We start from the raw sequence: 26,749 nt of genomic DNA, 5'->3' as shown, positions 1-26,749 counted from the left end.
ATTTCGGATTCGGGCTCTACTCGCCTCCTCTGCCAGATTCTGCTTACTTAATGTCCTATATCTCACCATTGCTTCTAAGCGAACTAGCCATAATGCGTCTTCATCTAAGCAATTTTCTTCTGACCTTGTGCGTTTAAACGAGTCTTTGTTGGCTTTTTATTTAAACCACTCAGATTTACAGAGCCGAGATTTCTCTATTGTTTTTAACCAGTTAAATGTTTTGCTTTCTTCTCTTTATCTGCGTATAGACTCTAGCCCTTCTTTTATTTTTTCAGACCAATTAGCACTATCTTTAAGGGAAGCATTATTCACATCATTAGCAGACATTTCCCCCGCAGTTATCCCCAATCTTGCTCGCCGTACAAAGCCCGTACAAAATACCTGGGAATACCAAAACCACTCCATGAAATGGAATTTTCCAGCTGATCACAAGATATTAGATGTTGGCTCTGGTGGCTGGCCATTTTCATACGCCACCCATTTAGCTGACCGTTTTCCCAATTCCACAACTCACCGGACTGAGGCACTTAAGACAGATCATAGACCCTTCACTGTAACTGATATCGAATCATTAGATTTTGAAAATGGTGCTTTTGATTTTGTTTTCTGTTCTCACGTTCTTGAGCATACTTCTAATCCTGGGAAGGCCATGCGCGAACTAATGAGAGTTGCTGCTTCAGGTTATATTGAGGTCCCGACAAAAATGTCTGACGTGTGTCTCAATTTTACCCATCTCTTAGACCATCACAAATGGCATGGAACCGTTCAAGATAACACTCTGGTTCTTATGGAGTGGTTAGACGATGAACGTATTCCTAGAGGTAATCAATTATTTGATGCGCTTCAGTCCCAATATACCAACCCATTTCAATCATTTTTTGAGGCTAACCGTTCAACCTTCTTCGCCTCCCTTCACTGGAAAGACTCTTTCGAATTTATTGTTATTGATAAGCATGGTAAAATAATAGATAGATCACCTTGAAGCTTTGAATACTTCATACAGCTCTTGCGAAGACCTTCGTTGCGTTAAGTGCAGCTGTACTGATTTACAACTTGTTCAACATTCTCATTTTATTTGCCCAGATTGTGGCTCAGTTTATAACTTTGTATGGGATGTGCCTTTTTTTGGTGGGTATGAACAAGAAGACGTTCTTGGCCTAATTGAGATATCTGCAAATCTCTCTAACAGAAAAAATTTCGGTGTCACACCCCAAGTTGTAGATTATTGGGAAAATATACTCTGTAGTTACCATAATTCTAATTCTAAATCTGAATTTATATCCCAACTGCCTTATGACGTTGCTCAATTTTTACCTCATCGTTATGGTGAGTGGCTTGAAGTTACTGAATTAACGAAAAATCTAGATCTTACGTCTAAGTCAGTTCTTGATCTTGGGGCTGGCTTGGGTTTCGACAGTCACAGATTATATCGTCGAGGTGCTGCGGTTACTGCTCTTGAGTTTTCTCCTCTGCTTGCAGAGGCAGGTAATATTAACTTTCCTCATCTCCGATGGATTGGAGGCTTTTCACATCTTTTGCCTTTTCAAGATAATTCGTTTGACTTTATATTCTGTAATGCAGCTCTTCATCACATGAGAGATATTCCAGCTGCATTATCTGAGGCTCTTCGTGTACTCAAGCCTGGTGGACGTGTTATCACAACCTGCGATTCATTCTGTCCAAGCACAATGGATGATCAATATGAACTCGCTATTTTTAATTCTGACCCTACGGTCTTGTTAGGTGTTAATGAACGCATTCCAAGGTTTTCTGAATTTGCTCAAACTTTGGAAGAAATGAAGCCTTACTTAACAACTGAGATTTACACTCATACTTTTTTCCCTCCCTCAACATCTCTCCTGAAGCCTTTAAATACGTTACACAAATGGAACTTTATCGAATCCTCCCGACTTCTCTCCGCATCTAGTGGATCTTTGGCTTTATCTATTACCCTAAATTCATCTCCTGATATCGCTCCTGCTTGTCAGGAATCGTACGCTATTTCACCTCATACATATGCATGTCTTCTCACCTCCGAGGAGTCGTGTGTTATTCCACTAAATCCTTTGATTCCAAGTCATTACGTCGACTTACCTTTGATATCTTTTCCATCAACAAAATTTGAACTTTTAAATGGCTGGCTCCAACCAAACTCTAATCAATACAGGACCGCTTATAAACGTGGCCGTTGGTTTCTACGAAGTAGACCTTCTTCAAGTTGCCTTTTTTTCAAACTACGTCTTAATCCAAAATCTCGCTTAAAATCAGCACCTTTTGACATAATATTGAATGGAGAATCGGTATCAACGCTGGATGTACTACATTCAAGGTGGACTTCCATTCGTTTACCTCTTGACCATCTAGAGTTATCCTCTACATTCTGCATAGAAATTAAGTGCAAAGATACGTCTTCAGATTTTGACAATTTATTGTTTGATGTATCTTCTCGTCAATACTTACCTTCTTTGTCTTCACTTGAACTTGAGTCTTCCTTAGATCAACTAATTCCATGTAACATCCCTCCTCATGTTTTTGTTGTTATTCCTGTCTTCAATAGACCTCATTTTACACTCTCCTGCATTCGTCAACTTAAGCTCCAGTCTTATGTCTATCTAACTATTATAGTCTCCGATGGTGGTTCCTCTGAAGAGAATATCCAGAGCGTCCGTGATGCCCACCCTGACGTTATTTATCTTCGCTCAAGGACAACTCTCTGGTGGTCAGGTTCTATGGCTCTTGGAATTACGCATGCTTTCGAACTCGGCGCAACTGAATCTGATTTCATTCTCATGATGAATAATGACACTGATATTCCAATCGACTATGTCCAAACTCTTCTCAAAACCTCTCTTAAGCATAAAGCAGCTGTTGGTGCTTTAATTGTTGATAGCAAAAATCATCATCACATATTAGACGCTGGTGAGCAAATAGATTGGTCTAATTATACCTTTCCCGTAAAATCACATGTTATTTCTCCGGAAAAATGTAATTTCAATATTGACGCCCTACCCGGAAGAGGTTCGCTTGTTCCCATTTCAATGATTTCTTCAGCTGGAAATGTGGATTCCCAGAGATTTCCTCATTATTTAGCCGACTATGAGTTTTTTACCAGAATCAAGAAGTGCGGTTTTCAGCTTTGCATTACTTATGAAACTTCGATTACTGCATATATTGAAGAAACTGGCATTATTCCTGGTTCAACCACAACTGGTTTTAATATTGTTTGGGCAGAACTTTTCTCTCGTAGATCAATGAACAATATTGTTGATCATATGCTCTTTATATCTCTACATGCTCCAGCGAATTGCCGCATTCAATTACTTTCTAACTGTTTTCTCCGTGCATTACGTCAATTTATTTACCGTACCCCGTTGCGCTTTCCGTTTTATATCCTTTTATTTCCTATAAAGTTTGTTAGAGATCTACCTTTTTATTATCTCTCTTTTAAGAGTCTGATTCGAAGGCTTCTAGGTCACCTTTGATTCTCTCTATCTAACAAGTAAGTTTCCCTTGTTTTTATTTTTCTTTCCCGCCTAATTCTGCCCAATTGATCATGAAACAAAATTTCATCCTTTGTATTGAGATCATTGACAACCCCGATTGGATTGGTGGAACTATTTATCTTGCTAATCTAGTCCGTTGTCTTTTTAGACTACCTGAGCACCAACGCCCTGATATTCGTATCCTAGGCTCTAACAAGCTTGCCGCTCAACTACGTAATAATTACCATCAAAGATCTGTTAAGCATCATTTTAGAGCTTGTTTTCGCGCTCTCTTATCTAAACTCCGTATTAAATTAGCCTCTAGATCTAACCATCCGCTAATTCTATATCCTGGGTTTTCAGACATTCCTAGTTCAACCAAACTTGCTTGGATCCCTGACTTGCAGCATTGTGTACTTCCTGAACTTTTTAGTTCTTCTGAACTTTTGAATCGTAACTCATCAATTTTATCACTATCTGATCCATCACAATATATTTTATTTAGCAGCGAATCTTCGCGCCGTGATTTTCATCATTATTTTCCTGATCATCAGGCGGTTACTCGTGTTTGCCACTTTCATACTTTGTTAGATCAATCTTCATTTGATTGCCATAACTCAAGCTTTCTCCATGATCTTCTCATTCCTCCTAAGTTTCTTTATCTTCCAAATCAATTCTGGTCTCATAAAAATCATATAACTGTACTTAAAGCACTTCTTTATCTAAAACAAAACCACAATCTCCACATTCCCTTGGTCCTAACAGGTCAACCTAATGACAGTCGTAACCTTAGTCATTATTCATCTTTGATGGAATTTATTGAGAATAACCATATGTCATCCCAGATCTATAATCTGGGCCTTATTCCTCGAGATGTTCAACTCCAAGTCTTCCGTCATTCTGCAGCTATTATCCAACCATCCTTATTTGAGGGTTGGAGCACAGTTGTTGAAGATACCCGTGCGATAGGCCGACCCATATTTCTTTCTGATATTCCTGTCCATCGTGAGCAAAATCTAAACTCTGCTTACTTCTTCGATCCCAATTCAATCACTAGTCTTGCCTCCATTATTATTGAGAAATGGCCTCAGCTTTCGCCTGGTCCTGACTTCAATCAAGAAAACTTATCCTACCAAAGTACCCTCAATCTTATTGACAAGTCATCTACAAATTTCATCTCAATAGTATCTGAAGTTTACAGCTCAACTCTTATCTGAATTTTTCCGTTCTCCAGCTGACCCGTTGTCTTCCCTTGGCTCACATTATCCTATATAATTCTCCTACTTACGTCTCCCCTTGAGCTTGATTACATAATAAACTTTTATTGTTTAGTCATCTTTTGTCAGTTTCTTTTCAATCTGTTTTCTAATTATGTGTGGCATCGCTGGTTTATGTTCCTCTCAAGCTTTGTCTGAAGAACAGCTTTTCAATCTCAAGACTGTAGTCAACAATCTTTCTCATCGAGGACCAGACTCTGATGGTTTCTTTTATTCAGAAAATGTATCACTTGGTATGCGTCGTTTATCAATTAATGATCTTACAACTGGGTCTCAGCCTCTGTTTAATGAGGATCGTACTATTGCTCTTGTTTGTAACGGAGAGATTTATAATTTTATTGAACTTCGTGAGAAGCTTATCTCTCTTGGTTATTCTTTTTCCTCAAAGAGTGATGTGGAGGTAGTAATTTACCTCTACGAGGAATATGGCCCCGATTGTTTTGCGCAATTAAGAGGGATGTTTGCTATTGCTCTTTATGATGCTCGACGTAATTCCGTCTTTCTTGTCAGAGATCGTCTAGGAGAGAAGCCCCTATTTTATTCTCACGACCATAGCACTCTTTATTTCAGTAGCGAGTTTACCCAGCTTCTCCACATACACTCGACTTCGCCCCGTATATCGCCATCTGCATTTAACCTTTATCTTACCTTTCAATATCTTCCTGAGCCTTTTTCTTTTGTAGATAATATTTCTCAGCTTCCCGCAGCTCATTATCTTGAGTTTAATTGTGCAGACTCTACTTTCATTCTCCAGCGTTATTGGTTCCCTGAGCATCTCTCATCTTCTGAGCCGTTTTCATCCGACTATCTTTTTGACCTATTAAAAAGCTCATGTTTATTGATGAATCATGCAGATGTTCCTGTAGCTTTAGCTTTATCAGGTGGAGTTGATTCAAGTTTAGTGGCTGCCCTTTCTGCTGATATTACCAAGGATATCTGTGCATTTTCCGTTGGTTATCAAGGTAATCCTTCATCCGATGAGCGTTCTAAAGCTGCGTACTTAGCAGATTATCTAGGCATCCCTTTTTTACCCATAGAGATTTCAGATGCTGATGTTGAAAATTGTTTTCCAGATTTAGTACAGGCTATGGACTTACCTATAGCCGATATTGCTGCTCTTGGTTACTATAAAGTTTCTCAGGCATCTCGTCAGAACGGTTTTCCTGTACTTCTTTCCGGTCTCGGTGGAGACGAAGTCTTTTGGGGCTATCAGTGGGTAAAAGATACCCTAACTAATGCTACGAATTCTTCCCGGTCAAAATTATCAAGACTACGTAGTCTTTTAACTCGAAGTAAATCATCAACGCCTAGCTTTTTTGGGCAGCACTCGTTCCTTTCCTCTGCAAATGAATTGTCCAGACAAATTATTCCTGCAGAACGACTTTCTAATGCACCCAGCGACTTCTGGTTGGTTCATAACTCGATTGATACTAGTATTCCTCCTCATCTAGGCGTTTTCGACCTTCTCTCAAGAACTTGGTTGCGTTCTAATTGCTTAACCTTAATGGACCGTGTCAGCATGGCTAATTCTGTAGAGGTCAGGCTGCCTTTGTTAGATAATCACCTTGTTGATTACATGATTTCTCAGCGTAATTCCGGCTTACGAGATTGGGAGCTTCCCTGCAAATCTCTTCTTTTACGTTCGCTTGAATCTGTTCTACCAAATGAAGTTTTGTCCCGCAAAAAGCAAGGTTTTACCCCTCCTGTTCGTCGTTGGTATAAACTAGTTATTAATAAATACAGTAATCTTCTGTTCGGTGGTTCTCTTCAGCGTCAAGGCCTGATTGATACCTCCATATTTACTCCCTCATATTTTTCCCAATTGCCTTTGGATTTTTCATACAAACTTCTTCTCATGGAAATGTGGTCACGTTGTCATGTTGAAAAGACACCCATCCGGGATTTTTCCTAAATGTCTGTTATTTGGATTACCGGAGCACGTGGTTTTATCGGTCAGCATTTATCTCTTCACTTATCGTCTTTAGGACATAAAGTTTGTGGCATCGGCCATGGTTCTTTTACGGATTCCCAGTTAGAGTCTTCTGGTCTTGTTTATTGGATCACTAGCAATATTACGTCAACCAGTCTTTCTGCACTTGCAGAACAATCTGGCTATCCTGAGTTTATTTATCATCTGGCTGGCGGTTCCTCAGTAGGCGCCTCCTTTTATCAACCTCTTGACGATTACCACCGTACAGTCAGTTCAGGTGTTGTACTCTTTGAGTGGATTCGTACCAATACATTAGGCACTAAAGTTATTCTAATCTCCAGTGCCGCTGTTCATGGAAGTTCGCATACTACTCCTATTTCTGCATATGATTTTTGTGATCCCTATTCTCCCTACGGTTTTCACAAATATATGCTTGAACAGTTGGCTCGATCATACGCTAATTCTTTCAACCTTTCTTTCGTTATTGTTAGGCTCTTCTCTGTGTATGGTCCATTTCTCCGTAAACAGCTTATATGGGATCTTTGTTGCAAGATCCAAGCTTCTTCTTCTGGCCGCATAGTACTTGGTGGGACTGGTATGGAATATAGGGATTGGACTCACATTTCAGATGTTATTCGACTGCTTGAGAATGTAGCTTCTCTGGCCTCACCGTCCATTCCTATTTTCAATGCTGGAACGGGACTTGCCCATTCAGTTTCAGATATCGCCACCTTAGTTGTAAAGGCCTGGCATCTAGATATTGATATCGACTTTACTGGACATACACGACCAGGCGATCCTGCTTACTTGGTTTCCACTCCGTGCACCATTAACTCTGTTGTCTTCCCGTTCCACTGTTCGCTCAATCATGGATTGACTGACTATGTGTTTTGGTTTAAATCAACCTGCCTATGACATCCTGTAATTTAGCTTTTCAACTACACGCTAGTAACTCTTGGCAAGGTGGATTTAATTATCAGCTTTCAGTGATATCGTCGCTGACAGAGTTCTACTCTGACTCTGTATCAATTACTGTATTTGCTTCTAATGATCATCCTCCTGGTGATCTTGAGGCAATTCAAGCCTTCCCGCAAGTTTTTCTCATTGTTGATAATATTTTCTCCAGGAAATTTACTTTTTTCCGCTCGTTTATTTCTTTAATCCTTGGTTTTGATCCATGGCTTCGACCATACATCTATAAATACAGCTTAACAACAATCTTTGAGTCTGCCCAATTTGTTGGAAGCAACCCCTTGGTTGAACGTGTACTGGCTTGGATACCCGATTTGCAGCACCGTACTCTTCCAGCCAATTTTTCATTTCTCGCATGGCTTCGCCGCGATCTTGGATTTCGACTCCAAGCTACATCGAACCGCTTTTTGATATTTAGTAGTTCTGCATCTCGAGCCCAATTTTCAACTTATTACCCGGCCTATTCTCCTTCGTGTGCTGTAGTAAATTTTCCTCCAATCATTACACGTACTGATCTTGACGCTTCTTGTTCTGTTGATGTCTTAAGTGTTTATTCTATATCTCGACCCTACATATTTCTTCCAAATCAGTTCTGGCTCCATAAAAATCATCTGACTGTTCTAAGTGCTTTAGCATATTTACCTTCTGCTGAGCGGCCTTTGATTGTTGCTACCGGTTCAACTATTGATTATCGCCGATCTGATTATTTCAGTTTGGTAAGACACCGGGTTGTTTCCATGGGTCTATGCGAAGACTTTTTGATTCTTGGTTCTGTCCCACGTAGCCATTTTCTGGCATTGATGTTTTCTGCGTCTGCGTTTCTAAACCCATCGCGTTCTGAGGGCTGGAATACCTCTGTTGAGGAGGCAAAGCTCTTTGGTTTACCACTTCTTTTGTCCGATATCTCTGTTCATAGGGAGCAAGCTAATAATGATTCTTCTTTTTTTCATCCTAATGATCACATTGCTCTCTCTGTTTTGTTGCAAGCCAGCTTCCGGGACGCTAGCGGATTTGGTGTAAATCGTTTTTGCCATAGTGAATATATCGATAGACGTCGTGATTTTGCTGGCAAGCTTTTTTCACTGATAAGCGGTTGTTCTGACCACCAGTCTTAATCCCTTCCGTCACTTTGTAGATCTTAATTGCTCCCTTACCCAGGAAAGTTGATGCCGCCTCTTTCTTATCACTAGGGGGCTTGATCGAATAGAGAGATGCTTTCTTTCAACCAGCTCGTTACACGTTACAAGGTTGAGGAAACTAATTTATATGCAGAACGTGTCCGGATTTCAGGAGCGTTGGTGATACATTTGATCACCCTCTACCCATTATGGAAGGTTCGGAGGTTGTGAGTAGAGATGTTGCCTACATACGCCAAATGGCCTCTAGGGTTGGATAAGCATTGACAAGTTTAAGGTAATGCTTGAGACCGCGGGTCTCAATGCCACCGAGCTCAGCTCCTGTTGCCGTGAATGAGGGCTGTTTTCATATTAGGTGAACCGCTGGTGCCAGGCAGTCCGGATGCCAATGTCTCTCAGACCTTAATGTTAATTGCCAGACCAGAACTGCCAGCTTGGTGGCTTATGGACATAAGTTCCCGCGACAATAATTGGTACAAGTCAGTCGCTGCCAACAATCTTATGTTTGATTTTCGGACAGCGCTGGTTCTAGTTCCGCAACATCGGCAATGTACAGGGCCCAATGCCGTGTCATTGATCGCTCAACACGGCTGATGCCCTCTCCCCAGAACAGCGGTTCGCAATCCTCATCTCTGTTGATTGTTGTGCCAACACTCAACTCCTACTCCCTCCTGCCGCGTCTGCTTGGTTCGTTGCAGCAGCAGACCTGGCCTCACTGGCAGTTGTTATTCATAGACGGTGCCTCTGGTGCGCAGCACCGACACTGGCTGGAGCAATGCTGCATGGCCGAGTCCCGTTGCCGCTGGTTGAGACAAGATCCCGTTGACTCCGGCATCTTCGGTGCGATGAACCAAGGTTTTGCCGAAGCTGCACTCGATGATTGGCTGATGTTCTGGGGCTCCGACGACTGGGCAGCGGGGCCTGTAGTGCTGGCAGAGGTTGTCGCCGCCCTGGCGCGCGCGGCATCCCAAGACAACACCCCTGACCTTTTGGTCTGCCGCGGCCGCTACGCCGAGGGAGCTACCGGAGCTCTTGCTCGCTATACCGTATTTCAGGCTGACGGCATGCTCAGTACAGGCGCCTACCGCCGCGCCCTGTTCCTTGGCTCAACCCCCCCGCATCAAGCCACCCTTATCGGGCCCGCTGCTCGACGCCGCCTAGCCTGTTATTCCCCTGGTTTCCGGCTTTCTGCTGATCTCGACTACTTCCTGCGGCTGAGTTGCCATCCTGGCCTTCGCGTGCAATGCCTAGACCTCGAGCTTGTGCACATGGCTGACTCTGGCCTCAGCGGCCAGCAAACCCAACGCCGACTGAAGGAGGTGCGCCACGCCTACAGCCGTGCTTTCGGATGGCGTTGGGGTTTTCCTTTTGTAGCCCGATATTTAAGGCGGCTAGCGAGTCTGCTGTATTGGCACTGATGCATATTCATTTGTTTGGTGCTGCGACACCCACGGGTGAGGCTCTGAAGCAGCAGTTCTGCTCTACCGATTCAGCTCTTCCGCTGGTTGCATACTCACGTCGTGCCCCCTCGTGTTTGCCGGCCGACTTCACGGACCCAGACGCCTTCCATCCTGGTGGTGTCCCGAATTCGCCCGCTTTGTGGATCAGCTTCGGGCCGATCTGGTTACTCTCGCCCTTTATGGATCGTCTGGCTCGTGCGTACCCTGAGCGCTTGCAGGGTCTCCGCGCGCTGATCGCCTGCTCCTCTTCTTCAGCGATTACCAAACGTTTCGCTGCCAATCGCTTTGACCGCGAGCTTGTAGTGCGGCTTACCACCGCGGAAGATCAGCTGCTAGCTACCTGCCGGAGACTGCAGCTGCCCTGCCGTATTTTCCGTCCTACGCTCATTTATGGGCGAGTGGGCTCCTATGTGGATCGCAACCTCAGTCGGATAATTCAGCTGATGCGTTGGCTGCCATTATTGCCTGTGCCAGAGCACACCGGTCTTCGCCAACCTATCCACGCCACCCAGCTGGCAGCAGTGGCTTGTGAGAGTGTGCGCCAGTTTGCTTCTGGCGGCTGGAATCCCCAATTGTCAGAACGCATTGCTCTCGGTGGTGACAGTGAACTCAGCTATGCCGTCATGCTGCGAGCCCTGCAGCAAGCGCTTCCGCATAAGGATCCAGCACGGCGCTGCCGTTTGCTGTCCCTCCCCAACCGCTTCTTTTACGCAGCAGCAGCTCCTCTGCTGCTGCAGTCTCCCAAGGCCTTCGAGGCGGTCTTGCGGATGAGTTCCGACCTCTCGGGTTTTACACCGGCGCATCAACTCTTAAATGCAGAGCCGCAGCCTTTTCCTGTGCTTCCCCTTATTTGAAATCAGGTGTTCCAAGCTTTTGTCATTACTGCTGGAACCGCTACCGCTTGGTTGCTGCTCCGAGGTCTGATCCCGCAACTACGCCGGGGTCTTCTCGATCAGCCCAACGCGCGCAGCTCTCACCGTCAGCCCACCCCGCGTGGTGGCGGTGTTGCCTTCGTCGCAGTGGCCTCAGCCTCTTCCGCAATGGCGCTGCTCAGTGGTCATGGCTTCCCTGCCGTAACCCTTCCCTTGCTCGCTGCCCCCCTATCGGTTGTTGGCTTGCTCGACGACCGTCACAACCTGCCTGCATCGTGGCGGTACGGCGTTCAGCTTTTCACGGCCGTTCTCATGCTCGGCTTCAGCCCTCTCGTTCAGCGACTACCTATTGCCTTGGCGCCCGGCAGTTTGCTCCTCCTGCCTGTCCTCACCCTCCTGGTCATTGCCGTCACAGCCGTCATCAACTTCACCAACTTCATGGACGGTCTCGATGGCCTAGTGGCTGGCTGCATTGCTGTGACCATTGCTACCTTGGCTGTTGAGTTCGACGCAACCTGGTCGCTGTGGGCCTTGGTGGGTTCTCTGGTCGGCTTCTTGCTCTGGAATTGGAGCCCAGCCAAGGTTTTCATGGGTGATGTGGGCAGTACCTTTCTCGGCGCGGTATTCGCTGGACTAGTGCTCCAGGCTTCCAGCTGGCTAGAGGCCTTTGGCTACCTCCTAGTAGGCACCCCCTTGCTGGCAGACGCTTGTCTTTGCGTTCTCCGCCGTTTGCTCGCTGGCCAGCCTGTGTTCCAAGCTCACCGTCTTCATCTGTTTCAGCGCCTGCACCACGCAGGTTGGCCTCACGCTCGCGTGTCTCTCACCTATATCTCAGCAACAGCGGTGCTGGCGATCGCCATGCTTGCGGGCGGCTTGCCCTGTGTGTTCAGCATTGCTGTTGTTGAGCTTTTGCTTGGGGTTTGGTTGGATCAGCGTGTGGCGGTGCCATTCGCTGTGGCCTCGGAGAAGTGATGAGTTTTTTCTTTTCGAGCAAGGGCTTGGTGGGTTTGCCTCCAGTTTTCAGGCGGCTCCTGCTGATCGGCATTGATTCGCTTTTGCTGCCCCTGGCGGTATAGCTGAGCTTCTAGTTGCGCTTGGCGCATCCGTTCCATTCCAGCTCAATTGCCGCTGGAAGTTGGTTGTTGATGGCCGTGCTTCTGGTTGGGCTGCCCCTTTATGCATTCACTGGGTAATACAAAGGTCTCACCCGCTATGTGGGCAGTGCTGCCCTCTATCGCCTGGCAGGATGCAATGGACTCCTGGTGCTGGTGCTGTCGGCTTAGCGCTCATTTCCAAACATGGAGTCACCGAAACTCTCTGCCATCACTCGACCGTGACGCTCTTCGCCAAATTGCGTGGCTGATCCACATCCAAGCCCCTATAGGCAGCGATGTGATAGCTGAGCAATTGCATCGGCACCACGGTGAGCAGTGGGCTCACCCACTCGCTCACTTGAGGCACGGGTAAGAGGGCATCAAACAATTCAGTATCAGGGCCCACGGGCGCCACGCCGATCATTTGCGCGTCGCGGGCTTTAGCCTCCTGGGCGTTGCTCAACACCTTCTCAAACACCGGGCCAGGCATGGCAATCGACACCACTGGGACGTGCGAATCGAGCAGGGCAATCGGCCCGTGCTTCATCTCCCCAGCTGGATAGCCTTCGGCGTGGATGTAACTGATTTCCTTGAGCTTGAGGGCACCCTCCAGGGCAATCGGATAGTTAATTCCGCGGCCTAGGAAAATCACATCCTGGGTGTCGGCAAAGCGAGGTGCCAACGCTTCAGAGCCCTTGTCGTGATGCTCCACCAAACGCTCCAGCTGCTGCGGTAACTCCCTCAGTTCATCGAGCAATGCGCTGATCTCAGTCTCCGAGCGGTGCCCACGCCTAGCAGCAAAGGCAACCGCCAAGCCATAGAAGGCCAACAGCTGTCCAAGAAAGGTTTTGGTGGCAGCAACACCCACCTCAATCCCCGCACCGATATCCAGGATGTAGGGCACCTGCCGGGCCAACGAACTCTCCGTGCGATTGGTCACACCAAGTTGACGCGGTGCATAGCCAGGCTGTCCGTAGGCCTGTCGCCGCTGGGCATCCATGCTGAGCGCCGCCAGCGTGTCGGCCGTTTCTCCAGATTGCGTGACCCCAATCGTGAGGGTGTGGGGCGCCAGCGGTGGTGGGGCATAACGAAACTCACTGGCATAAAACACCGTGGTGGGCAGTCCTGCGAATTGCTCAAGCAAGTACGCCCCCACCAAAGCGGCGTGGCGACTGGTGCCACACGCCAGGATTTGGATGCGTTCCACCCCTTCGTAGAAGGATTCATCAAACGGAAGCGCCACCGGATTGGCGACAGTCAGCCCAACCGGCAGATGACGATCCACCCAGAGCCGCGCCGTTTCGGGCTGCTCATGGATTTCCTTCAACATGAAGTGGCGGAAATGGCGCTTGTCGGCAATGTGATCCGACCCACTAAGCGTGGTTGGAGTGCGCTGTTGCCGCGCCCCTTCCGCGTCATACAGCTCAATTCCTAAAGGACTGAGCAGCGCCACTTCGCCGTCTTCCATGGGAAGGATCGTGCGCGTGAATCCCACCAAGGCAGGGGTATCGCTGGCACAAAGGAACTCCCCTTCCCCAAGCCCAATCAGAAGTGGTGCCGCTTTGCGTGCCACCACCAGAGCTCCGGGGGCATTAGCCCACAACACCGCTAAGGCATAAGCCCCTTGAAGCCGGGGAAGGACGGCCTGCACCGCCTCAAGCAAAACATTGCCGTTTCCATCTCCCTCGTCGACCCCCATCAACTGCAATTGCCCTGCAATCAAATGGGGAATCACCTCGGTGTCGGTTTCCGATTGAAAGCTCACACCTGCAGCCGTGAGCTCTTCTCGCAAAGCCCGGTGGTTTTCAATGATCCCGTTCTGAACGACCGCAACCCTGCCGCTTCCATCACGGTGGGGGTGGGCGTTGTGCTCCTCAGGCTTGCCATGGGTCGCCCAGCGGGTATGGCCGATTCCACAAAGCCCCGGTGCACCTTCACTGTCCGCACGAACGGTGAGGTTGTTCAGCTTTCCTTTGGCGCGAAGGCAGTGCAAATCATTGCCCTGCAACGTGGCGATACCCGCGGAGTCGTAGCCGCGGTACTCCAGCTGGCGAAGACCTTCAAGCAGCAGCGGTGCCGCGTCTCGCGAACCAATCACCGCGACGATGCCGCACATAGAAAAAAACCCGGCTTAGCCGGGCTGATCGTATGGGTATTGAACCAAATTCAGTAGGCCAAGCCCATGCTTCGACTGGTCTCATCCCCGAGATAGACACGAATACTGAGGAAGTCTGTGGGGCAAGCGGTTTCGCAGCGCTTGCAACCCACACAATCCTCCGTACGAGGAGAGGAGGCGATTTGGCCAGCCTTGCAACCGTCCCAAGGGACCATTTCAAGGACGTCCAGGGGACAAGCACGCACACACTGTGTGCAACCAATGCAGGTGTCGTAGATCTTGACGGCGTGGGACATGTGCCCGTTCCGATGCGGATGACTTGAGATCAAGGTACCCGTTGCGAATGCCACTGGGTCGTTAACCCTTGCCTGCCGTCACCGTTGTTAACGCCACGAGGTGGCGTGCAGGGCAAGCCCGTAAGATGCGGCGTCACGTCTGCACGGCCATGTCCCAGGAATCGATCCTCGAAAAAGTCCGTTCGATCGTTACGGAGCAGCTCAGCGTTGATGCCGGCGAAGTGAAACCGGAGTCCAACTTTCAGAATGATCTGGGAGCTGACTCACTCGACACCGTCGAGTTGGTAATGGCTCTTGAAGAAGCCTTCGACATCGAAATTCCCGATGAAGCAGCCGAAGGAATTGCCACCGTTGGCGATGCCGTCAAATACATCGAAGACAAGCAAGCCTGAGGATCTGCATGGTGGAGGGTCTCCAGCGCGTCGTGGTCACAGGCCTCGGTGCCGTTACACCGATCGGCAATACCGTCGCTGACTATTGGGAGGGCTTGACCTCTGCAAAGAACGGCGTCGAAGCGATCACCTTGTTTGATGCGGCGCAGCACGCCTGTCGTTTCGCTGCTGAAGTCAAGAATTTTGATCCCAGTGGCTTCATTGAGCCCAAAGACGCCAAACGCTGGGATCGTTTCTGCAAATTCGGCGTGGTAGCTGCGAAGCAGGCCCTCGCCGACTCGGGCCTCACGATCACCCCAGAGAATGCCCATCGCATTGGCGTCAGCATCGGTTCTGGGGTTGGCGGGCTTCTCACCATGGAAACCCAGGCTCATGTTCTGAAAGACAAAGCCCCGGGTCGCGTCAGCCCCTTCACGGTGCCGATGATGATTCCGAATATGGCCACAGGGCTGGCGGCGATCGCTCTTGGGGCCAAAGGTCCTAGTTCCGCTGTCGCCACAGCCTGTGCCGCAGGATCCAATGCCATCGGCGATGCCTTCCAGCTGCTGCAGTTGGGCAAAGCCGACGTCATGATTTGCGGCGGTGCCGAATCAGCGATCACCCCCCTTGGCGTAGCCGGCTTCGCCAGTGCCAAGGCGCTGTCGTTCCGCAACGACGATCCTGCTGGTGCGAGTCGGCCTTTCGACCAAACCAGGGATGGATTCGTGATCGGAGAAGGTTCAGGGATATTGGTCCTTGAAACCCTTGCCCACGCCGAAGCCCGAGGAGCCACAATTTTGGCCGAAATCGTGGGTTACGGAACCACTTGTGATGCTCACCACATCACCTCTCCAACTCCAGGCGGCGTTGGTGGTGCAGCCGCCATGCGCCTGGCGCTTGAAGATGGTGGCATCGCTGCTGACAGCGTGGACTACGTCAACGCCCACGGCACCAGTACACCCGCCAACGACAGCAACGAAACCGCAGCGATTAAGAGTGCTCTTGGCAGTCGCGCCAAGGACATTCCGGTGAGTTCAACGAAGTCGATGACGGGCCACTTGCTCGGGGGCTCGGGCGGAATCGAAGCTGTGGCCTGTGTGCTGGCGCTGCGCAACGGTGTCGTTCCACCCACCATCAACTACAACAATCCGGATCCCGAATGTGATCTGGATATTGTGCCGAACACGGCTCGTGAACTAACACTGGGAACAGTGCTGTCCAACTCCTTCGGCTTCGGCGGTCACAACGTCTGCCTCGCCTTCCGACGCATGAGCTAACACCTAGCTCAGTCCAACCCTTAACTCCTCCCCCCTCCTCTCCACTCCATGGCCGCCGCAACCGCTTCTCTCGACACGCTCTGCGTCAACAGCATCCGCATGCTGGCCGTTGATGCCGTCAATAAATCCAATAGCGGTCACCCCGGTTTGCCCATGGGCTGCGCACCGATGGGGTACACGTTGTGGGACAAGTTTCTCAAGCACAACCCCAAAAACCCAAAGTGGTTCAATCGCGATCGGTTTGTCCTGTCAGCCGGCCATGGCTGCATGCTGCAGTACGCCCTCCTGCACCTCACCGGCTACGACTCGGTGACCATCGACGACATCAAACAATTCCGGCAGTGGGGCTCGAAAACGCCAGGACATCCAGAAACATTTGAAACCCCTGGGATCGAAGTCACCACCGGGCCCCTTGGCGCAGGCATCTCCAATGCCGTGGGTCTGGCCATTGCTGAATCACACCTAGGCGCCAAATTCAATAAGGCTGACGCCAAAGTTGTGGACCACTTCACCTACGTGATCATGGGTGATGGCTGCAATCAGGAGGGCGTGGCTTCAGAAGCTGCCTCCCTGGCCGGCCACCTCAAGTTGGGCAAATTGATTGCCCTCTATGACGACAATCACATCACCATCGATGGTCGAACGGATGTGTCGTTCACCGAGGACGTTCTCAAGCGTTATGAAGCCTATGGCTGGCACGTCCAACACGTGGCCGACGGCGACACCGATGTGAATGCCATCGCCAAGGCGATCGAAGCTGCAAAGGCCGTCACGGATAAGCCTTCGATCATCAAGGTGACCACCACCATCGGCTACGGCTCACCCAACAAGAGTGATACGGCTGGTGTCCATGGCGCCCCCCTTGGAGAAGAGGAAGCTGAGCTCACCCGCAAACAGCTGGGCTGGACCCACGGCCCATTCGAAATTCCTCAAGAGGCCTACGACCAGTACCGCCAAGCCGTAGAACGCGGCGCTTCGCAGGAAGCCGAGTGGAATCAAGCTTTAGCGAACTACCGAAGCAAGTACCCCACAGAAGCGGCTGAATTCGAGCGCATGCTGCGCGGCGAGCTTCCCCAGGGCTGGGACAAGAACCTGCCCACTTACACCCCAGATGACAAAGGTCTGGCCACCCGCAAGCATTCCCAGATTTGTCTCGGAGCCCTGGGAGCCACAATCCCAGAATTGATTGGCGGCTCCGCTGACCTCACCCACTCCAACTACACCGACATCGCTGGGGAAACCGGCTCCTACCAGCCCGAAACCCCTGAGAAGCGTTACCTGCACTTCGGTGTGCGCGAGCACGCGATGGCGGCCGTCCTCAATGGCATCGCTTATCACAACAGCGGCTTGATCCCCTACGGCGGCACCTTCCTGGTGTTTGCCGATTACATGCGCGGTTCCATGCGCTTATCAGCACTGAGCATGCTTGGTGTGATTTACGTGCTCACTCACGATTCCATCGGCGTCGGTGAAGACGGCCCCACCCACCAACCGATCGAAACCATCCCCTCACTGCGCGCCATGCCAGGGATGCTGGTGTTCCGCCCTGGTGACGGCAACGAAACCAGCGGTGCCTACAAAGTTGCGATCGAGAATCGCAACCGCCCAAGCGCGATGTGCCTCAGCCGCCAAGGGATGGCCAACCAAGCCAACTCCTCAATCGACAAGGTGGCCTTCGGTGGCTACATCCTTGAAGACTGCGCAGGCACACCGGATCTGATCTTGATTGGCACAGGCACCGAACTCGACCTCTGCGTCCAAGCCGCAAAGCAGCTCACATCAGAGGGCAAAAAAGTACGTGTGGTCTCGATGCCTTGCGTGGAGCTCTACGACGAGCAAAGCGATGCTTACAAAGAACAAGTCCTCCCCAACGCTGTGCGCAAGCGGATCGTGGTGGAAGCCGCTGAAGCCTTTGGCTGGCATCGATTCATTGGTCTCGATGGCGACAGCATCACCATGAATCGCTTCGGCGCCTCCGCTCCAGGCGGCACCTGCATGGAGAAGTTCGGCTTCACCGTCGACAACGTGGTCGCGAAGTCAAAGGCTCTACTGGGCTGATCGTTAGAGATCACAATCGGACCAGACAAGGCCATTGCTTTTCAAGCCTTCCGCAAGGAGGGCTTTCCCTTTGGCTTGGTCCACCACCCAAATGCCATCTCCACCATGGGATAACAAACCAAGACAACAAAAAACCCTGGTGTGATCACCAGGGTTGAAAGAGTGATGCTCAAGGCCATAGACCCTTGAGGCGAGAAGTCAGAGCTTGTCCTGTTTCACCCCAACCAATTCCGCAGCACCCTTGGTCTGAAGCACTTGCTCGAGTCCCTCCAAATCCGCATCCGTGATCTTGGTTTGCATCGGGCAATGCTTTGGACCACACATGGAGCAGAACTCAGCTTGCTTGTAGATATCTGCTGGCAGGGTTTCGTCGTGATATTCCTTCGCCCGCTCTGGATCTAAGGACAACTCAAACTGCTTGTTCCAATCGAAGGCATAACGAGCGCGGCTGAGCTCATCATCGCGATCCCTCGCCCCTGGGCGATGACGGGCAATATCAGCCGCATGGGCTGCAATCTTGTAGGCAATCAGCCCTTCGCGTACATCCTCCGCATTAGGAAGGCCAAGGTGCTCCTTAGGCGTCACGTAGCAAAGCATCGCGGTGCCGTGCCAACCCGCCATCGCCGCACCAATCGCTGAGGTGATGTGGTCATAGCCAGGGGCGATATCGGTGACCAACGGGCCAAGCACATAGAAAGGCGCCTCATTGCACTCTTCCATCTGCTTCTTCACGTTGAACTCAATTTGATCCAGGGGCACATGGCCTGGACCCTCCACCATCACCTGCACGTCGTGCTTCCAAGCCCGCCTGGTGAGATCTCCCAGCGTCTTCAGTTCAGCAAGCTGCGCAGCATCGGAGGCATCGTGCTGACAGCCAGGACGGAGTGAATCTCCCAGCGAAAAAGTGCAGTCGTAGCGCTTAAAAATCTCGCAAATATCGTCGAAGCGCGTGAACAATGGATTTTGGCGGTGGTGATACAACATCCACTGCGCCAAAATTCCGCCGCCTCGGCTCACAATTCCCGTTAAGCGTCCCTTCACCTTGGGGAGATGCTCGATCAACAGGCCAGCGTGAATCGTCTGGTAATCAACGCCCTGTTGGCAATGTTTTTCGATGATGTGCAGGAAATCATCTTCGTCGAGCTTCTCGATTGAGCCATGCACGCTTTCCAAGGCCTGATAGACAGGCACCGTGCCAATCGGAACCGATGAGGCACCAATAATCGCCGTCCGCACTTCATCCAGATTCACGCCACCGGTGGACAGATCCATCACGGTGTCGGCGCCATATTTAACGGCCAACTTCAGCTTGTTCACCTCCTCTGCTGCATCCGAGGCATTGGGAGACGCACCAATGTTGGCGTTCACCTTGCATTTGCTGGCGATGCCAATCGCCATCGGCTCCAGATTGGTGTGATTGACATTGGCTGGAATGATCATCCGACCCCGTGCCACCTCTTCCATCACAAGGGATTCCGGAAGGTTCTCGATCTTGGCCACATAGGCCATCTCTTCCGTCACCACACCCTTACGGGCGTAATGCATCTGAGACACATTGGCCTGGCCCTTGCGAGCGGAAACCCATTCAGTACGCATGTCCTTGGCAGCAGCGGAATTGCCAGGAGCCGACCAAACAGCCGAAGATCACATCGTTCACTTCCCTGCGCCGGCATGACCCGGATCAAGTTCAGAGGGTGTGATCTCAGCCCCAGCGATCGCAATGAATGCCAGGGCACCCCTAGTGGTCTTTGAAAGCTAGCAACGCTTTTCAGGTCTGGTGCACTTCTGCTTTTAGGACTGCAAGCCATTCAATGCAGCAGCCACCACGCGGTGATCAGCATCCTGCTGCAACGGCTGAAGCAGAGCCCTGGCTTCGGATCCATGGGGGTTTCCGGCCTGCTCGCGCACCACCCGGGCCAAGATTTCCGCCCCACTCACCCGCACGGTGCCGTCAGCATCTGCGATCGCTTGCCTGCCTAGGTCCAGCAACCAAGCCGGGGATATTTCGGGCTGCTCCGCGAAAGCGGAAAGAATGCTGCAACGCACCAGCCAAGCGCCATCCTTCGCGAAGCTCTCGCGCAAGAGAGGCCAGGCCCGCTCCACCCCAAAGCTCGCCAAGGCATTCGCCGCTTCCGCGCGCACATTGGGGTCTTCATCGACCTGCAGCAATCGACTCAGCACCTGCCAGCCCTGCTCATTGCGCCGGTAGCCCAGGCCACTGCAGCTCAGGGAGCGAACTAAAAACGCCTGTTGCTCACTCCCCAAGATCAGCAGTGGAATCACAACACTGTCGTTGTCTGAAGTGGGCAGCGCTCGCAATTTGGCCAGTGCTGGCATTGCTTGCACAGGGTCACCGGAGGCGATCGCTGCGCGCAACTCCTCAGGGTTGGGTGCGGTCTGTTCAGGGGTGCTGGTCATCTCAATCCTCCTGAGAACGGGTGGTGCGCAAGGCGATCAACAACTGATGGCGGCGATGACGACGGCCCACCACTGCATGGATCACCAAACCAGATCCCACAAGGATGGCAGGAAGTGCTTGCCAACGGTCGGGCCCCTCTCGCTGCAGCATCGCCGACACACCAAGCAGCACCATCAAGGGTGCTGCCAGCGACAACACAATGTGGATCCTTGTCCTGGATTGACGGCTCATGGTATGGGAGTCCAAGCCAACATCGCAGCGGTCAAGACCTGCACTCCCACGCCTAAGGCTCCTTCCTCAGGGTTGAAATGGCCGTTATGGAGCGCTGCACATCCATCGGGTCCTGCCACCCCCAATCGAAACATGGTGCCGGGGACGTCCTGCAACAGTTCGGCAAAATCCTCGGCGCCGAGCGAAGGCTGCTCTAAGCGTTGCACCTGCGCTGCCCCCAGTTGTTCAACGGCACTGCGCTCGAGCAAGGCAGTGAGGGCGGGATCGTTGCGAACGGGGGGTGCAATGCAGCGGTAGCGAACCCTGGCGGTGGCACCAAAGCTCCCACAAATGGCTTGCACCGTCTCCTCAATCCAGGCCGGTAACCGTTCATGGAGATCCGCGCAAAGACAGCGAACCGTGCCCAGGAGGGTCACCCGGTCTGCAATCACATTGAAAGCTTTACCACCTTCGATTTTCCCAAAGCTCACCACCACCGGATTCAAGGCATCCAAGCGACGACTGATTGCCTCCTGCAATCCTGTGACCACTCGCGCTGCAATCCAAATCGCATCGAGAGATTGATGGGGCCTCGCTCCATGACCGCCTTCACCGATCACTTCGATTTCCAGTTCTCCAGCAGCAGCCGTCAAACTGCCGCTGCGTACACCGATCGTGCCCACTGGCAATGTTGGGAACACATGCACTCCAAACAAGGCGTTGAGCCCATCGGTGGCGCCATCAGCGCGCATCCAGCGGGCACCTTGGGCAAGCTCCTCAGCAGGCTGAAACAAAAGGCGCATCCCCACTGGCAAGGACGGCTCCTGCGCCAACAGGCGTGCAACCCCCAAGCCGATACAACTATGCAAGTCATGACCGCAGGCATGCATGACCCCTTGCCGCAAGGAGGCATAAGGCAAGCCCGTGCGCTCCTCGACGGGTAAGGCGTCCATATCCACGCGCAACCCCAACTGCGGACCGATTTGAGGCCCAAGCTCCGCCATCACACCGGTGCGCCCCACCCCTTCACGAACACGCCACCCACACTGACGCAACTCTCCAGAAATGAGGGCCGCGGTTTGGTGCTCTTCGCCACTCAGTTCCGGATGGGCATGAAGATGGCGTCGCAGCTCGATCAACTCGGGCAAGATCGCTTCAAGGCGCTGCTTGAGGGGGGGAGAGGTGGTGGTCATGGACTCTCCAGAGCCAGAAAACGCTGTAAATCAGCAACAGGGCGTGGCGGCCAGCGACGTACCTGCAGCAACCAATCGGCTTCGCGATAACTGGGATCCAAGCCAGAAGCCGCCGCCCAGTTGCTTTCGGCCTCGCCCTTAGAACCGCGGATCCAAAGCAAAGCACTTAATCCAGCTCGCGCATCAGCAAACATCGGATAACGACGGATCAAGTTGCGCATCTCCCTCTCAGCCTCGTCAAAGGCCTCGAGTTGGTAGAGGGCCAAGGCCCGGCTGGAGCGTGCCATCGCAAAGCCAGGACGGGCCTCAGCCGCGCGCCCATAGAGGGTTTCAGCGGATTCCCAATCGCCTTCAGAGCCGCGCACATTGCCGAGGTTGTAGAGCGCCGAAGCATCTTCAGGATCCCTCTTCAAAATCCAGTTGTAATCCTGCTCGGCTGCCGTCCAATGCTGCAAGGCTTCCTCAGCCGTGCCTCGATTGAGGTGGGGGTCAGATTCTTCCGGAGCAAGCGCAATGGCCTGGGTTTGATCGGCGATCGCCCCCTCGGTGTCACCTAAGACAAGACGCACATTGCCGCGGTTGCTCCAGGCAGCCGCATCATCAGGAGCCAGCTCCAGCACCCGATCCCATCCCTCGAGGGCCTGCTGAGGGTCACCCTGACGGCTGAAGCGCAGGGCCTGTTCAAACAATTGACGGTGCTGATCCTTGGGAAGCGATTCCGCAACAGCTGGATCGGCCCCAAGCAACACCACAACCCCAAAGGCAACCAACAAGACGGAGACCCAACGCTTGAGATCAAAGCTCATGCCGCATCCCCCTCATCCGCTGGCCAACCGAGATGGACTCGACCAGCGGCGGTCACCACGCGACCACGGGGGGTGCGCTGAAGAAAGCCCAGCTGCAGCAAATAGGGTTCCACCACAGCTTCCAGGGTGGTGGGGTCCTCACCAAGCGCCGCGGCCAAAGTATCGAGACCTACGGGGCCGCCTCCATGGGACTGAAGCAACAGCTCCAGAAGGCGCCGGTCACTGGCATCAAGGCCCTTCCCATCCACACGATGCAGCGTGAGTGCTTCATCTACCAACTGCACGTCGATGCAGCCCGACACCTCACGCACGCAGGCAACATCCCGCACCCGGCGCAAAAGTCGGTTAGCGATCCGGGGAGTGCCACGACACCGTCGGGCAATCTCTGCGCAAGCCTCAGGCGAAAGCTGCAGGGTCAACAGACCAGCAGCCCGCATCACGATCGCTTGTAAATCCTCGTGTCCATAAAATTCCAGGCGCTGAATCAGTCCAAAGCGATCCCGCAGGGGAGAGCTCAGCACACCAGCCCTTGTGGTCGCGCCCACCAGCGTGAAAGGCGGCAACTCCAGGGCTCTTGTTCGCGCCGTACTTCCTTTACCAACGGTGAGATCAAGGCGGCGGTCTTCCATCGCCGGATAGAGGAGCTCCTCAGCAACGCGGGTGAGCCGATGAATCTCATCAATAAAGAGCACCTCTTTTGGCTGCAGGTTTACGAGCAGGCCAACAATGTCGCGAGGGCGCTCAAGGGCCGGAGCGCTGGTGATCCTGCAGGTCACCCCCAGTTCTTCAGCCAACACCATCGCCATGGTGGTTTTACCCAACCCTGGAGGGCCATACAACAAAACGTGGTCGAGGGCCTCACCCCGACCCATCGCCGCTTGGATGGCAATCCCCAGCACTTGCTTGAGTTCGCGCTGACCGATGTAATCGTCGAGACGACGAGGCCTGAGACCATCTTCCTTCGTCGCGCTCAGCTCTGCCGAATCATCCAGTTGACGCGCTGCATCCACCACCCGCGACGGCTTCGGTCGGGCAGCTCCCTTGGAGGGTTCAGCGTTGGAAGAAACGATCGCCATGGTCGCAGGGTACCGATAGCTGGATAAGGTCGGAAGACCGATCGGCCGTGGGGCCTGACGCGAGATGGGCAAGGGAGGCGGCAAGAAGAGTGCAGCAGCAAGAGCAGAGGCGAATCGCCTGCTGGCCGACAACCGGCTGGCTCGGCATCAGTACGAGATCCTTGAAACCCTAGAAACGGGAATCGAGCTTCTGGGGACCGAGGTGAAGTCGGTGCGGGCGGGGCAGGCCAATCTGCGGGATGGCTTCTGCCTGATCAGACGGGGCGAACTGCACCTCCACAACGTTCACATCTCCCCGCACACCCACGCCAGCCGCTATTTCAATCACGACCCCCTCAGGGTGAGGCGCCTCCTTGCCCATCGCCGCGAAATCGACAAATTGCGCGGTCACCTCGAACAAAAAGGGCTCGCCTTGATTCCACTCAACCTGCACCTGCAGGGGTCATGGATCAAGGTGACCATCGGCCTGGGCAAGGGGCGCAAGCTTCATGACAAGCGGGCCGCCGCCAAAGACAAACAGGTCAAGAAAGAAACACGGGATGCCATCGCCCGCTACTGACGACTCAGCCCTGTGCTGGAAGCTGCTTCTGGGACTCGATCGCCCTCCGGTTGAGCAGATGGCTCTTGGAGGGCTTGCTCTTGGGAGACGTCCTCCTTCACGCCTGCTGGCTTCGGGCCAGGGGGCTCCGGCAACGCTTCGACAGGCCCCTGCACCCCTGTCGCCGGATCGGCAATCGGATTGAGATCCACCCTTGGCAGTGGTTTTGACACAGCTTTCGGCAAAGGGGTCGGATTCGGGAGGTCAGCTCGAGAGGACAAGGTCAGAAGCCCGGAGGCGACGCCTTCATTCGTTACGAGCACCTGGACAGGCGTGCCCACATCAGCCGCCAGGGTGACCACTCGCAAAGGCCCCCGTTCGGCGGCCACAGAGCCGTCAGAGGCATAAACGGTCATCTGCATCAACGGCGTTCCGTTAATACCGAGCACCAGCCGACGGTTGGCCGGAACCTGAATGGAAATCAGGCGGGCGCTATCGGCTGGTACCCGACTGGACAGGACGGTGGCCATCTCAGTCCCAGCCTTCACCGTTTCAATCTTGACCTCTTCCAGACTGCGCAAGGCGGCGGCATACCAAAGCTGGCGGAACGGTTCTGGTGGCTTGGTTCCAGAGGCCACACCCGGCAACAGGGTGTTGGCGGCCACGGAGACCAGCTGTTCCACCACCCTGTCATTGACCCCTTGGGCGACCAAGGCCTGACGCTGAGTCTGCCAATCCTTTGAATCGAGTGTCCCCAGTCGACGACGCAAGCCTGGAGGCAACTGTTCCACCCTTGCCAACCACTCGTTGGCCAACTCGTTCCAAACCTTGCGTAGAGGAGCATCCTCGAGGGAATCACTGGGCAAGCGACCGCTTCGCTCCGGGAATCGGGCTAACAAGCTGGCATCCACAAGCTGCAAGAACCAGCTGCGGTCGACCTGCAGAGCCCTAAGCCGACTCAGAAGTTGTTGACGCTGATCCACCTCTGCTGGCGGAAGGCTGGCCGTTGGCGAGCGGCCCACCACATCTCGATCAGTGGAGGGCACACCAGCTGGAGCGTTGCCACGGCTGAGCAGAAACCAACCGATGGCAGTCCCCACCACGGCTGACAACAAGAGGGCAATCACCACGGGCCATAACCGTCCTTCCGCGGCCACTTGGCGCTCGTCGGCGCGCTGACGTCGGCGTGGCTCAGGGGAAGAGGAACGAACAGCCGGCGGTTCCACGGCAGGAAGCTCAGCAGAGGCCGTCACCACAGGCGCAAGCACAACCGTTCGAGCGGAACTGGGCATGGGCCCCGTCGATTCAGGCATAGGAACCGCTTTCAAGGCCTGCAGAACCTCCGAGGCCTGCTCAAAACGGCGACCTGGCAGCTCGCTCAACATCCGTTCCAACACGTCGCGGAAGCCTTCATGGAGCTCGAGGGCTGGGGGACATTGCCATTCACTGGCATCCGCCGGCAGCAAAGCCTCCGGCGCCCGTCCGTCCAGCAAGGTCAGTGCGGTCACGCCGAGAGCATGCAAATCCATCCATGGCGCAGCCATTTCGCCGCGGCCTTGCCCCCTTGGCGAATAGCTGGCCGTGGCTCCTAACAGCGGAGCGGTTCCCAGGTTTTGCAGCAGGCCAAAATCCAGCAAAACCGGCAGCCCATCCTGATCACGGCGCAGAAGATTGCTCGGATTGATGTCTCCATGGACCAGTCCCTTGCCATGGAGAACGCCCAACACGGAAAGGAGCTGACGCAACAACAGCAACACTTCGCCGCCACCGAAGACCAGCTGACGCTCACGCCGCTGCTGCTGAATCAACCCAAAGCTTGATCCTTCCTGCCACTCCCTGACCAGCCAGAGCGAATCCAATTCCTCCAGGAGTCCTCCGAAGCGTGGAATCAGCGGGTGGAGAACCGATTGCATCGCCGGCCAAAGCTGGCGAAACCGCTCTTTTGCATTGGAATCCTGAAGCTGCCGTAATGCCACTGACGCATCGGAGGCCAACACGTCGGTTCCACGCCACAGGCGTCCCTGGGGTGCAGACGCATCTGACGTCAGACATTGATCCAAGCGGTAGCGCGCAGACAGCAGCGTGCCGATCACAACGACATGGCCTTAATGGGGTGATGGTAGGGGGAGTTTTGCGAAAGCACCTGCAGCGTGGCCTCACTAAGGT

Annotated in this window: 22 protein-coding genes and 1 riboswitch; of the genes, 13 read left to right on the top strand and 9 right to left on the bottom strand. The window is 52.6% G+C overall.

Annotated elements, in window-relative coordinates; all coding sequences use genetic code 11:
* The first annotated feature begins 127 nt into the window (after positions 1-127).
* The 9 genes from SIC18_RS03640 (at position 128) to SIC18_RS03600 (ending at position 12,101) form a co-directional block, all read left to right on the top strand.
* Positions 128-982 carry a methyltransferase domain-containing protein gene (locus tag SIC18_RS03640; protein WP_413430180.1) on the top strand — a complete coding sequence of 285 codons (855 nt, stop codon included), beginning with the start codon at positions 128-130 and terminating at the stop codon, positions 980-982.
* A gap of 4 nt (positions 983-986) precedes the next feature.
* Entirely contained in the window at positions 987-3,482 is a 2,496-nt protein-coding gene (locus tag SIC18_RS03635; RefSeq protein ID WP_413430179.1) for a methyltransferase domain-containing protein, read from the top strand.
* Positions 3,483-3,553: 71 nt separating this feature from the next.
* On the top strand, positions 3,554-4,699 hold the full coding sequence (locus tag SIC18_RS03630; protein WP_413430178.1) for a glycosyltransferase: 1,146 nt from the start codon (positions 3,554-3,556) through the stop codon (positions 4,697-4,699).
* A gap of 190 nt (positions 4,700-4,889) precedes the next feature.
* Positions 4,890-6,671 (top strand): asparagine synthase (glutamine-hydrolyzing), encoded by a 1,782-nt coding sequence (gene asnB, locus SIC18_RS03625; protein ID WP_413430177.1) that lies wholly within the window; start codon positions 4,890-4,892, stop codon positions 6,669-6,671.
* Entirely contained in the window at positions 6,672-7,604 is a 933-nt protein-coding gene (locus SIC18_RS03620; RefSeq protein ID WP_413430176.1) for an NAD-dependent epimerase/dehydratase family protein, read from the top strand.
* On the top strand, positions 7,601-8,776 hold the full coding sequence (locus SIC18_RS03615) for a glycosyltransferase (protein WP_413430175.1): 1,176 nt from the start codon (positions 7,601-7,603) through the stop codon (positions 8,774-8,776). Before SIC18_RS03620 ends, SIC18_RS03615 begins: the two co-directional genes overlap by 4 nt.
* Positions 8,777-9,390: 614 nt before the next feature.
* Positions 9,391-10,215, top strand: coding sequence for a glycosyltransferase (locus SIC18_RS03610; protein ID WP_413430174.1), 825 nt, complete (start codon positions 9,391-9,393; stop codon positions 10,213-10,215).
* Positions 10,206-11,111, top strand: coding sequence for a hypothetical protein (locus tag SIC18_RS03605; protein WP_413430173.1), 906 nt, complete (start codon positions 10,206-10,208; stop codon positions 11,109-11,111). Before SIC18_RS03610 ends, SIC18_RS03605 begins: the two co-directional genes overlap by 10 nt.
* 6 nt (positions 11,112-11,117) lie before the next feature.
* On the top strand, positions 11,118-12,101 hold the full coding sequence (locus tag SIC18_RS03600) for an MraY family glycosyltransferase (RefSeq protein ID WP_413430172.1): 984 nt from the start codon (positions 11,118-11,120) through the stop codon (positions 12,099-12,101).
* Between the two features lie 351 nt (positions 12,102-12,452).
* Here the strand turns inward: SIC18_RS03600 and glmS are convergent, their stop codons facing one another.
* The gene (gene glmS, locus SIC18_RS03595) at positions 12,453-14,339 is read right to left on the bottom strand and encodes a glutamine--fructose-6-phosphate transaminase (isomerizing) (protein WP_413430171.1); all 1,887 of its coding nucleotides are present in this window, start codon (positions 14,337-14,339) and stop codon (positions 12,453-12,455) included.
* A gap of 50 nt (positions 14,340-14,389) precedes the next feature.
* Positions 14,390-14,635: a photosystem I iron-sulfur center protein PsaC gene (psaC, locus tag SIC18_RS03590; RefSeq protein WP_007099573.1), complete on the bottom strand. Its 246-nt coding sequence runs from the start codon at positions 14,633-14,635 to the stop codon at positions 14,390-14,392.
* A 149-nt stretch (positions 14,636-14,784) separates the two neighbouring features.
* Between psaC and acpP the strand changes: the two genes are divergently transcribed.
* From acpP to tkt, 3 genes are read left to right on the top strand one after another with little or no spacing between them, the layout of a single operon-like run.
* Positions 14,785-15,027, top strand: a complete 243-nt coding sequence (gene acpP, locus SIC18_RS03585; protein ID WP_038014040.1) for an acyl carrier protein — start codon at positions 14,785-14,787, stop codon at positions 15,025-15,027.
* A gap of 8 nt (positions 15,028-15,035) precedes the next feature.
* Positions 15,036-16,283, top strand: coding sequence for a beta-ketoacyl-ACP synthase II (gene fabF / locus SIC18_RS03580; RefSeq protein WP_048347708.1), 1,248 nt, complete (start codon positions 15,036-15,038; stop codon positions 16,281-16,283).
* 48 nt (positions 16,284-16,331) lie between these two features.
* The gene (gene tkt, locus SIC18_RS03575; RefSeq protein ID WP_413430170.1) at positions 16,332-18,341 is read left to right on the top strand and encodes a transketolase; all 2,010 of its coding nucleotides are present in this window, start codon (positions 16,332-16,334) and stop codon (positions 18,339-18,341) included.
* A gap of 198 nt (positions 18,342-18,539) precedes the next feature.
* On the opposite strand, the gene thiC is transcribed toward tkt, so the two are convergent.
* The 6 genes from thiC to ruvB all read right to left on the bottom strand — a co-directional run bounded on the left by thiC (position 18,540) and on the right by ruvB (position 24,045).
* Positions 18,540-19,937, bottom strand: a complete 1,398-nt coding sequence (gene thiC / locus SIC18_RS03570; RefSeq protein ID WP_048347706.1) for a phosphomethylpyrimidine synthase ThiC — start codon at positions 19,935-19,937, stop codon at positions 18,540-18,542.
* A gap of 45 nt (positions 19,938-19,982) precedes the next feature.
* Positions 19,983-20,091, bottom strand: a riboswitch (TPP riboswitch).
* A gap of 41 nt (positions 20,092-20,132) precedes the next feature.
* Positions 20,133-20,759, bottom strand: a complete 627-nt coding sequence (locus tag SIC18_RS03565; protein WP_413430169.1) for a HEAT repeat domain-containing protein — start codon at positions 20,757-20,759, stop codon at positions 20,133-20,135.
* Position 20,760: 1 nt separating this feature from the next.
* The gene (locus tag SIC18_RS03560; protein ID WP_048347704.1) at positions 20,761-20,991 is read right to left on the bottom strand and encodes a DUF3188 domain-containing protein; all 231 of its coding nucleotides are present in this window, start codon (positions 20,989-20,991) and stop codon (positions 20,761-20,763) included.
* Complete coding sequence (locus SIC18_RS03555) at positions 20,988-22,163, bottom strand: amidohydrolase (RefSeq protein ID WP_413430168.1); 1,176 nt, start codon at positions 22,161-22,163, stop codon at positions 20,988-20,990. Before SIC18_RS03555 ends, SIC18_RS03560 begins: the two co-directional genes overlap by 4 nt.
* Positions 22,160-22,969, bottom strand: coding sequence for a tetratricopeptide repeat protein (locus SIC18_RS03550; RefSeq protein ID WP_048347702.1), 810 nt, complete (start codon positions 22,967-22,969; stop codon positions 22,160-22,162). The genes SIC18_RS03555 and SIC18_RS03550 overlap by 4 nt, the downstream gene beginning before the upstream one ends.
* A complete protein-coding gene (gene ruvB, locus SIC18_RS03545; RefSeq protein WP_413430167.1) occupies positions 22,966-24,045 on the bottom strand; it encodes a Holliday junction branch migration DNA helicase RuvB in 1,080 nt (359 codons plus the stop codon). The genes SIC18_RS03550 and ruvB overlap by 4 nt, the downstream gene beginning before the upstream one ends.
* Positions 24,046-24,109: 64 nt before the next feature.
* On the opposite strand from ruvB, the gene smpB reads away from it, so the two are divergent.
* Positions 24,110-24,604 carry an SsrA-binding protein SmpB gene (gene smpB, locus SIC18_RS03540; RefSeq protein WP_413430166.1) on the top strand — a complete coding sequence of 165 codons (495 nt, stop codon included), beginning with the start codon at positions 24,110-24,112 and terminating at the stop codon, positions 24,602-24,604.
* On the opposite strand, the gene SIC18_RS03535 is transcribed toward smpB, so the two are convergent.
* A complete protein-coding gene (locus tag SIC18_RS03535) occupies positions 24,598-26,676 on the bottom strand; it encodes a serine/threonine protein kinase (protein WP_413430165.1) in 2,079 nt (692 codons plus the stop codon). The genes smpB and SIC18_RS03535 overlap by 7 nt on opposite strands.
* Positions 26,677-26,749 lie beyond the last annotated feature (73 nt).

Origin of the sequence: Synechococcus sp. Cu2B8-bc1011, assembly GCF_047302735.1 — a bacterium.
Classification (GTDB): domain Bacteria; phylum Cyanobacteriota; class Cyanobacteriia; order PCC-6307; family Cyanobiaceae; genus Synechococcus_C.
Note: the sequence above shows the minus strand (reverse complement) of the source record. Positions and strands in the feature narration are given on the sequence as shown.

Excerpts from the sequence above, each read along its gene's own strand:
- SIC18_RS03630 (WP_413430178.1), top strand. The coding sequence starts at position 3,554 with ATGAAACAAAATTTCATCCTTTGTATTGAGATCATTGACAACCCCGAT.
- SIC18_RS03620 (WP_413430176.1), top strand. The coding sequence starts at position 6,672 with ATGTCTGTTATTTGGATTACCGGAGCACGTGGTTTTATCGGTCAGCAT.
- SIC18_RS03615 (WP_413430175.1), top strand. The coding sequence starts at position 7,601 with ATGACATCCTGTAATTTAGCTTTTCAACTACACGCTAGTAACTCTTGG.
- SIC18_RS03610 (WP_413430174.1), top strand. The coding sequence starts at position 9,391 with ATGCCCTCTCCCCAGAACAGCGGTTCGCAATCCTCATCTCTGTTGATT.
- glmS (WP_413430171.1), bottom strand. The coding sequence starts at position 14,339 with ATGTGCGGCATCGTCGCGGTGATTGGTTCGCGAGACGCGGCACCGCTG.
- psaC (WP_007099573.1), bottom strand. The coding sequence starts at position 14,635 with ATGTCCCACGCCGTCAAGATCTACGACACCTGCATTGGTTGCACACAG.
- acpP (WP_038014040.1), top strand. The coding sequence starts at position 14,785 with ATGTCCCAGGAATCGATCCTCGAAAAAGTCCGTTCGATCGTTACGGAG.
- fabF (WP_048347708.1), top strand. The coding sequence starts at position 15,036 with ATGGTGGAGGGTCTCCAGCGCGTCGTGGTCACAGGCCTCGGTGCCGTT.
- tkt (WP_413430170.1), top strand. The coding sequence starts at position 16,332 with ATGGCCGCCGCAACCGCTTCTCTCGACACGCTCTGCGTCAACAGCATC.
- thiC (WP_048347706.1), bottom strand. The coding sequence starts at position 19,937 with ATGCGTACTGAATGGGTTTCCGCTCGCAAGGGCCAGGCCAATGTGTCT.
- SIC18_RS03565 (WP_413430169.1), bottom strand. The coding sequence starts at position 20,759 with ATGACCAGCACCCCTGAACAGACCGCACCCAACCCTGAGGAGTTGCGC.
- SIC18_RS03560 (WP_048347704.1), bottom strand. The coding sequence starts at position 20,991 with ATGAGCCGTCAATCCAGGACAAGGATCCACATTGTGTTGTCGCTGGCA.
- SIC18_RS03555 (WP_413430168.1), bottom strand. The coding sequence starts at position 22,163 with ATGACCACCACCTCTCCCCCCCTCAAGCAGCGCCTTGAAGCGATCTTG.
- SIC18_RS03550 (WP_048347702.1), bottom strand. The coding sequence starts at position 22,969 with ATGAGCTTTGATCTCAAGCGTTGGGTCTCCGTCTTGTTGGTTGCCTTT.
- ruvB (WP_413430167.1), bottom strand. The coding sequence starts at position 24,045 with ATGGCGATCGTTTCTTCCAACGCTGAACCCTCCAAGGGAGCTGCCCGA.
- smpB (WP_413430166.1), top strand. The coding sequence starts at position 24,110 with ATGGGCAAGGGAGGCGGCAAGAAGAGTGCAGCAGCAAGAGCAGAGGCG.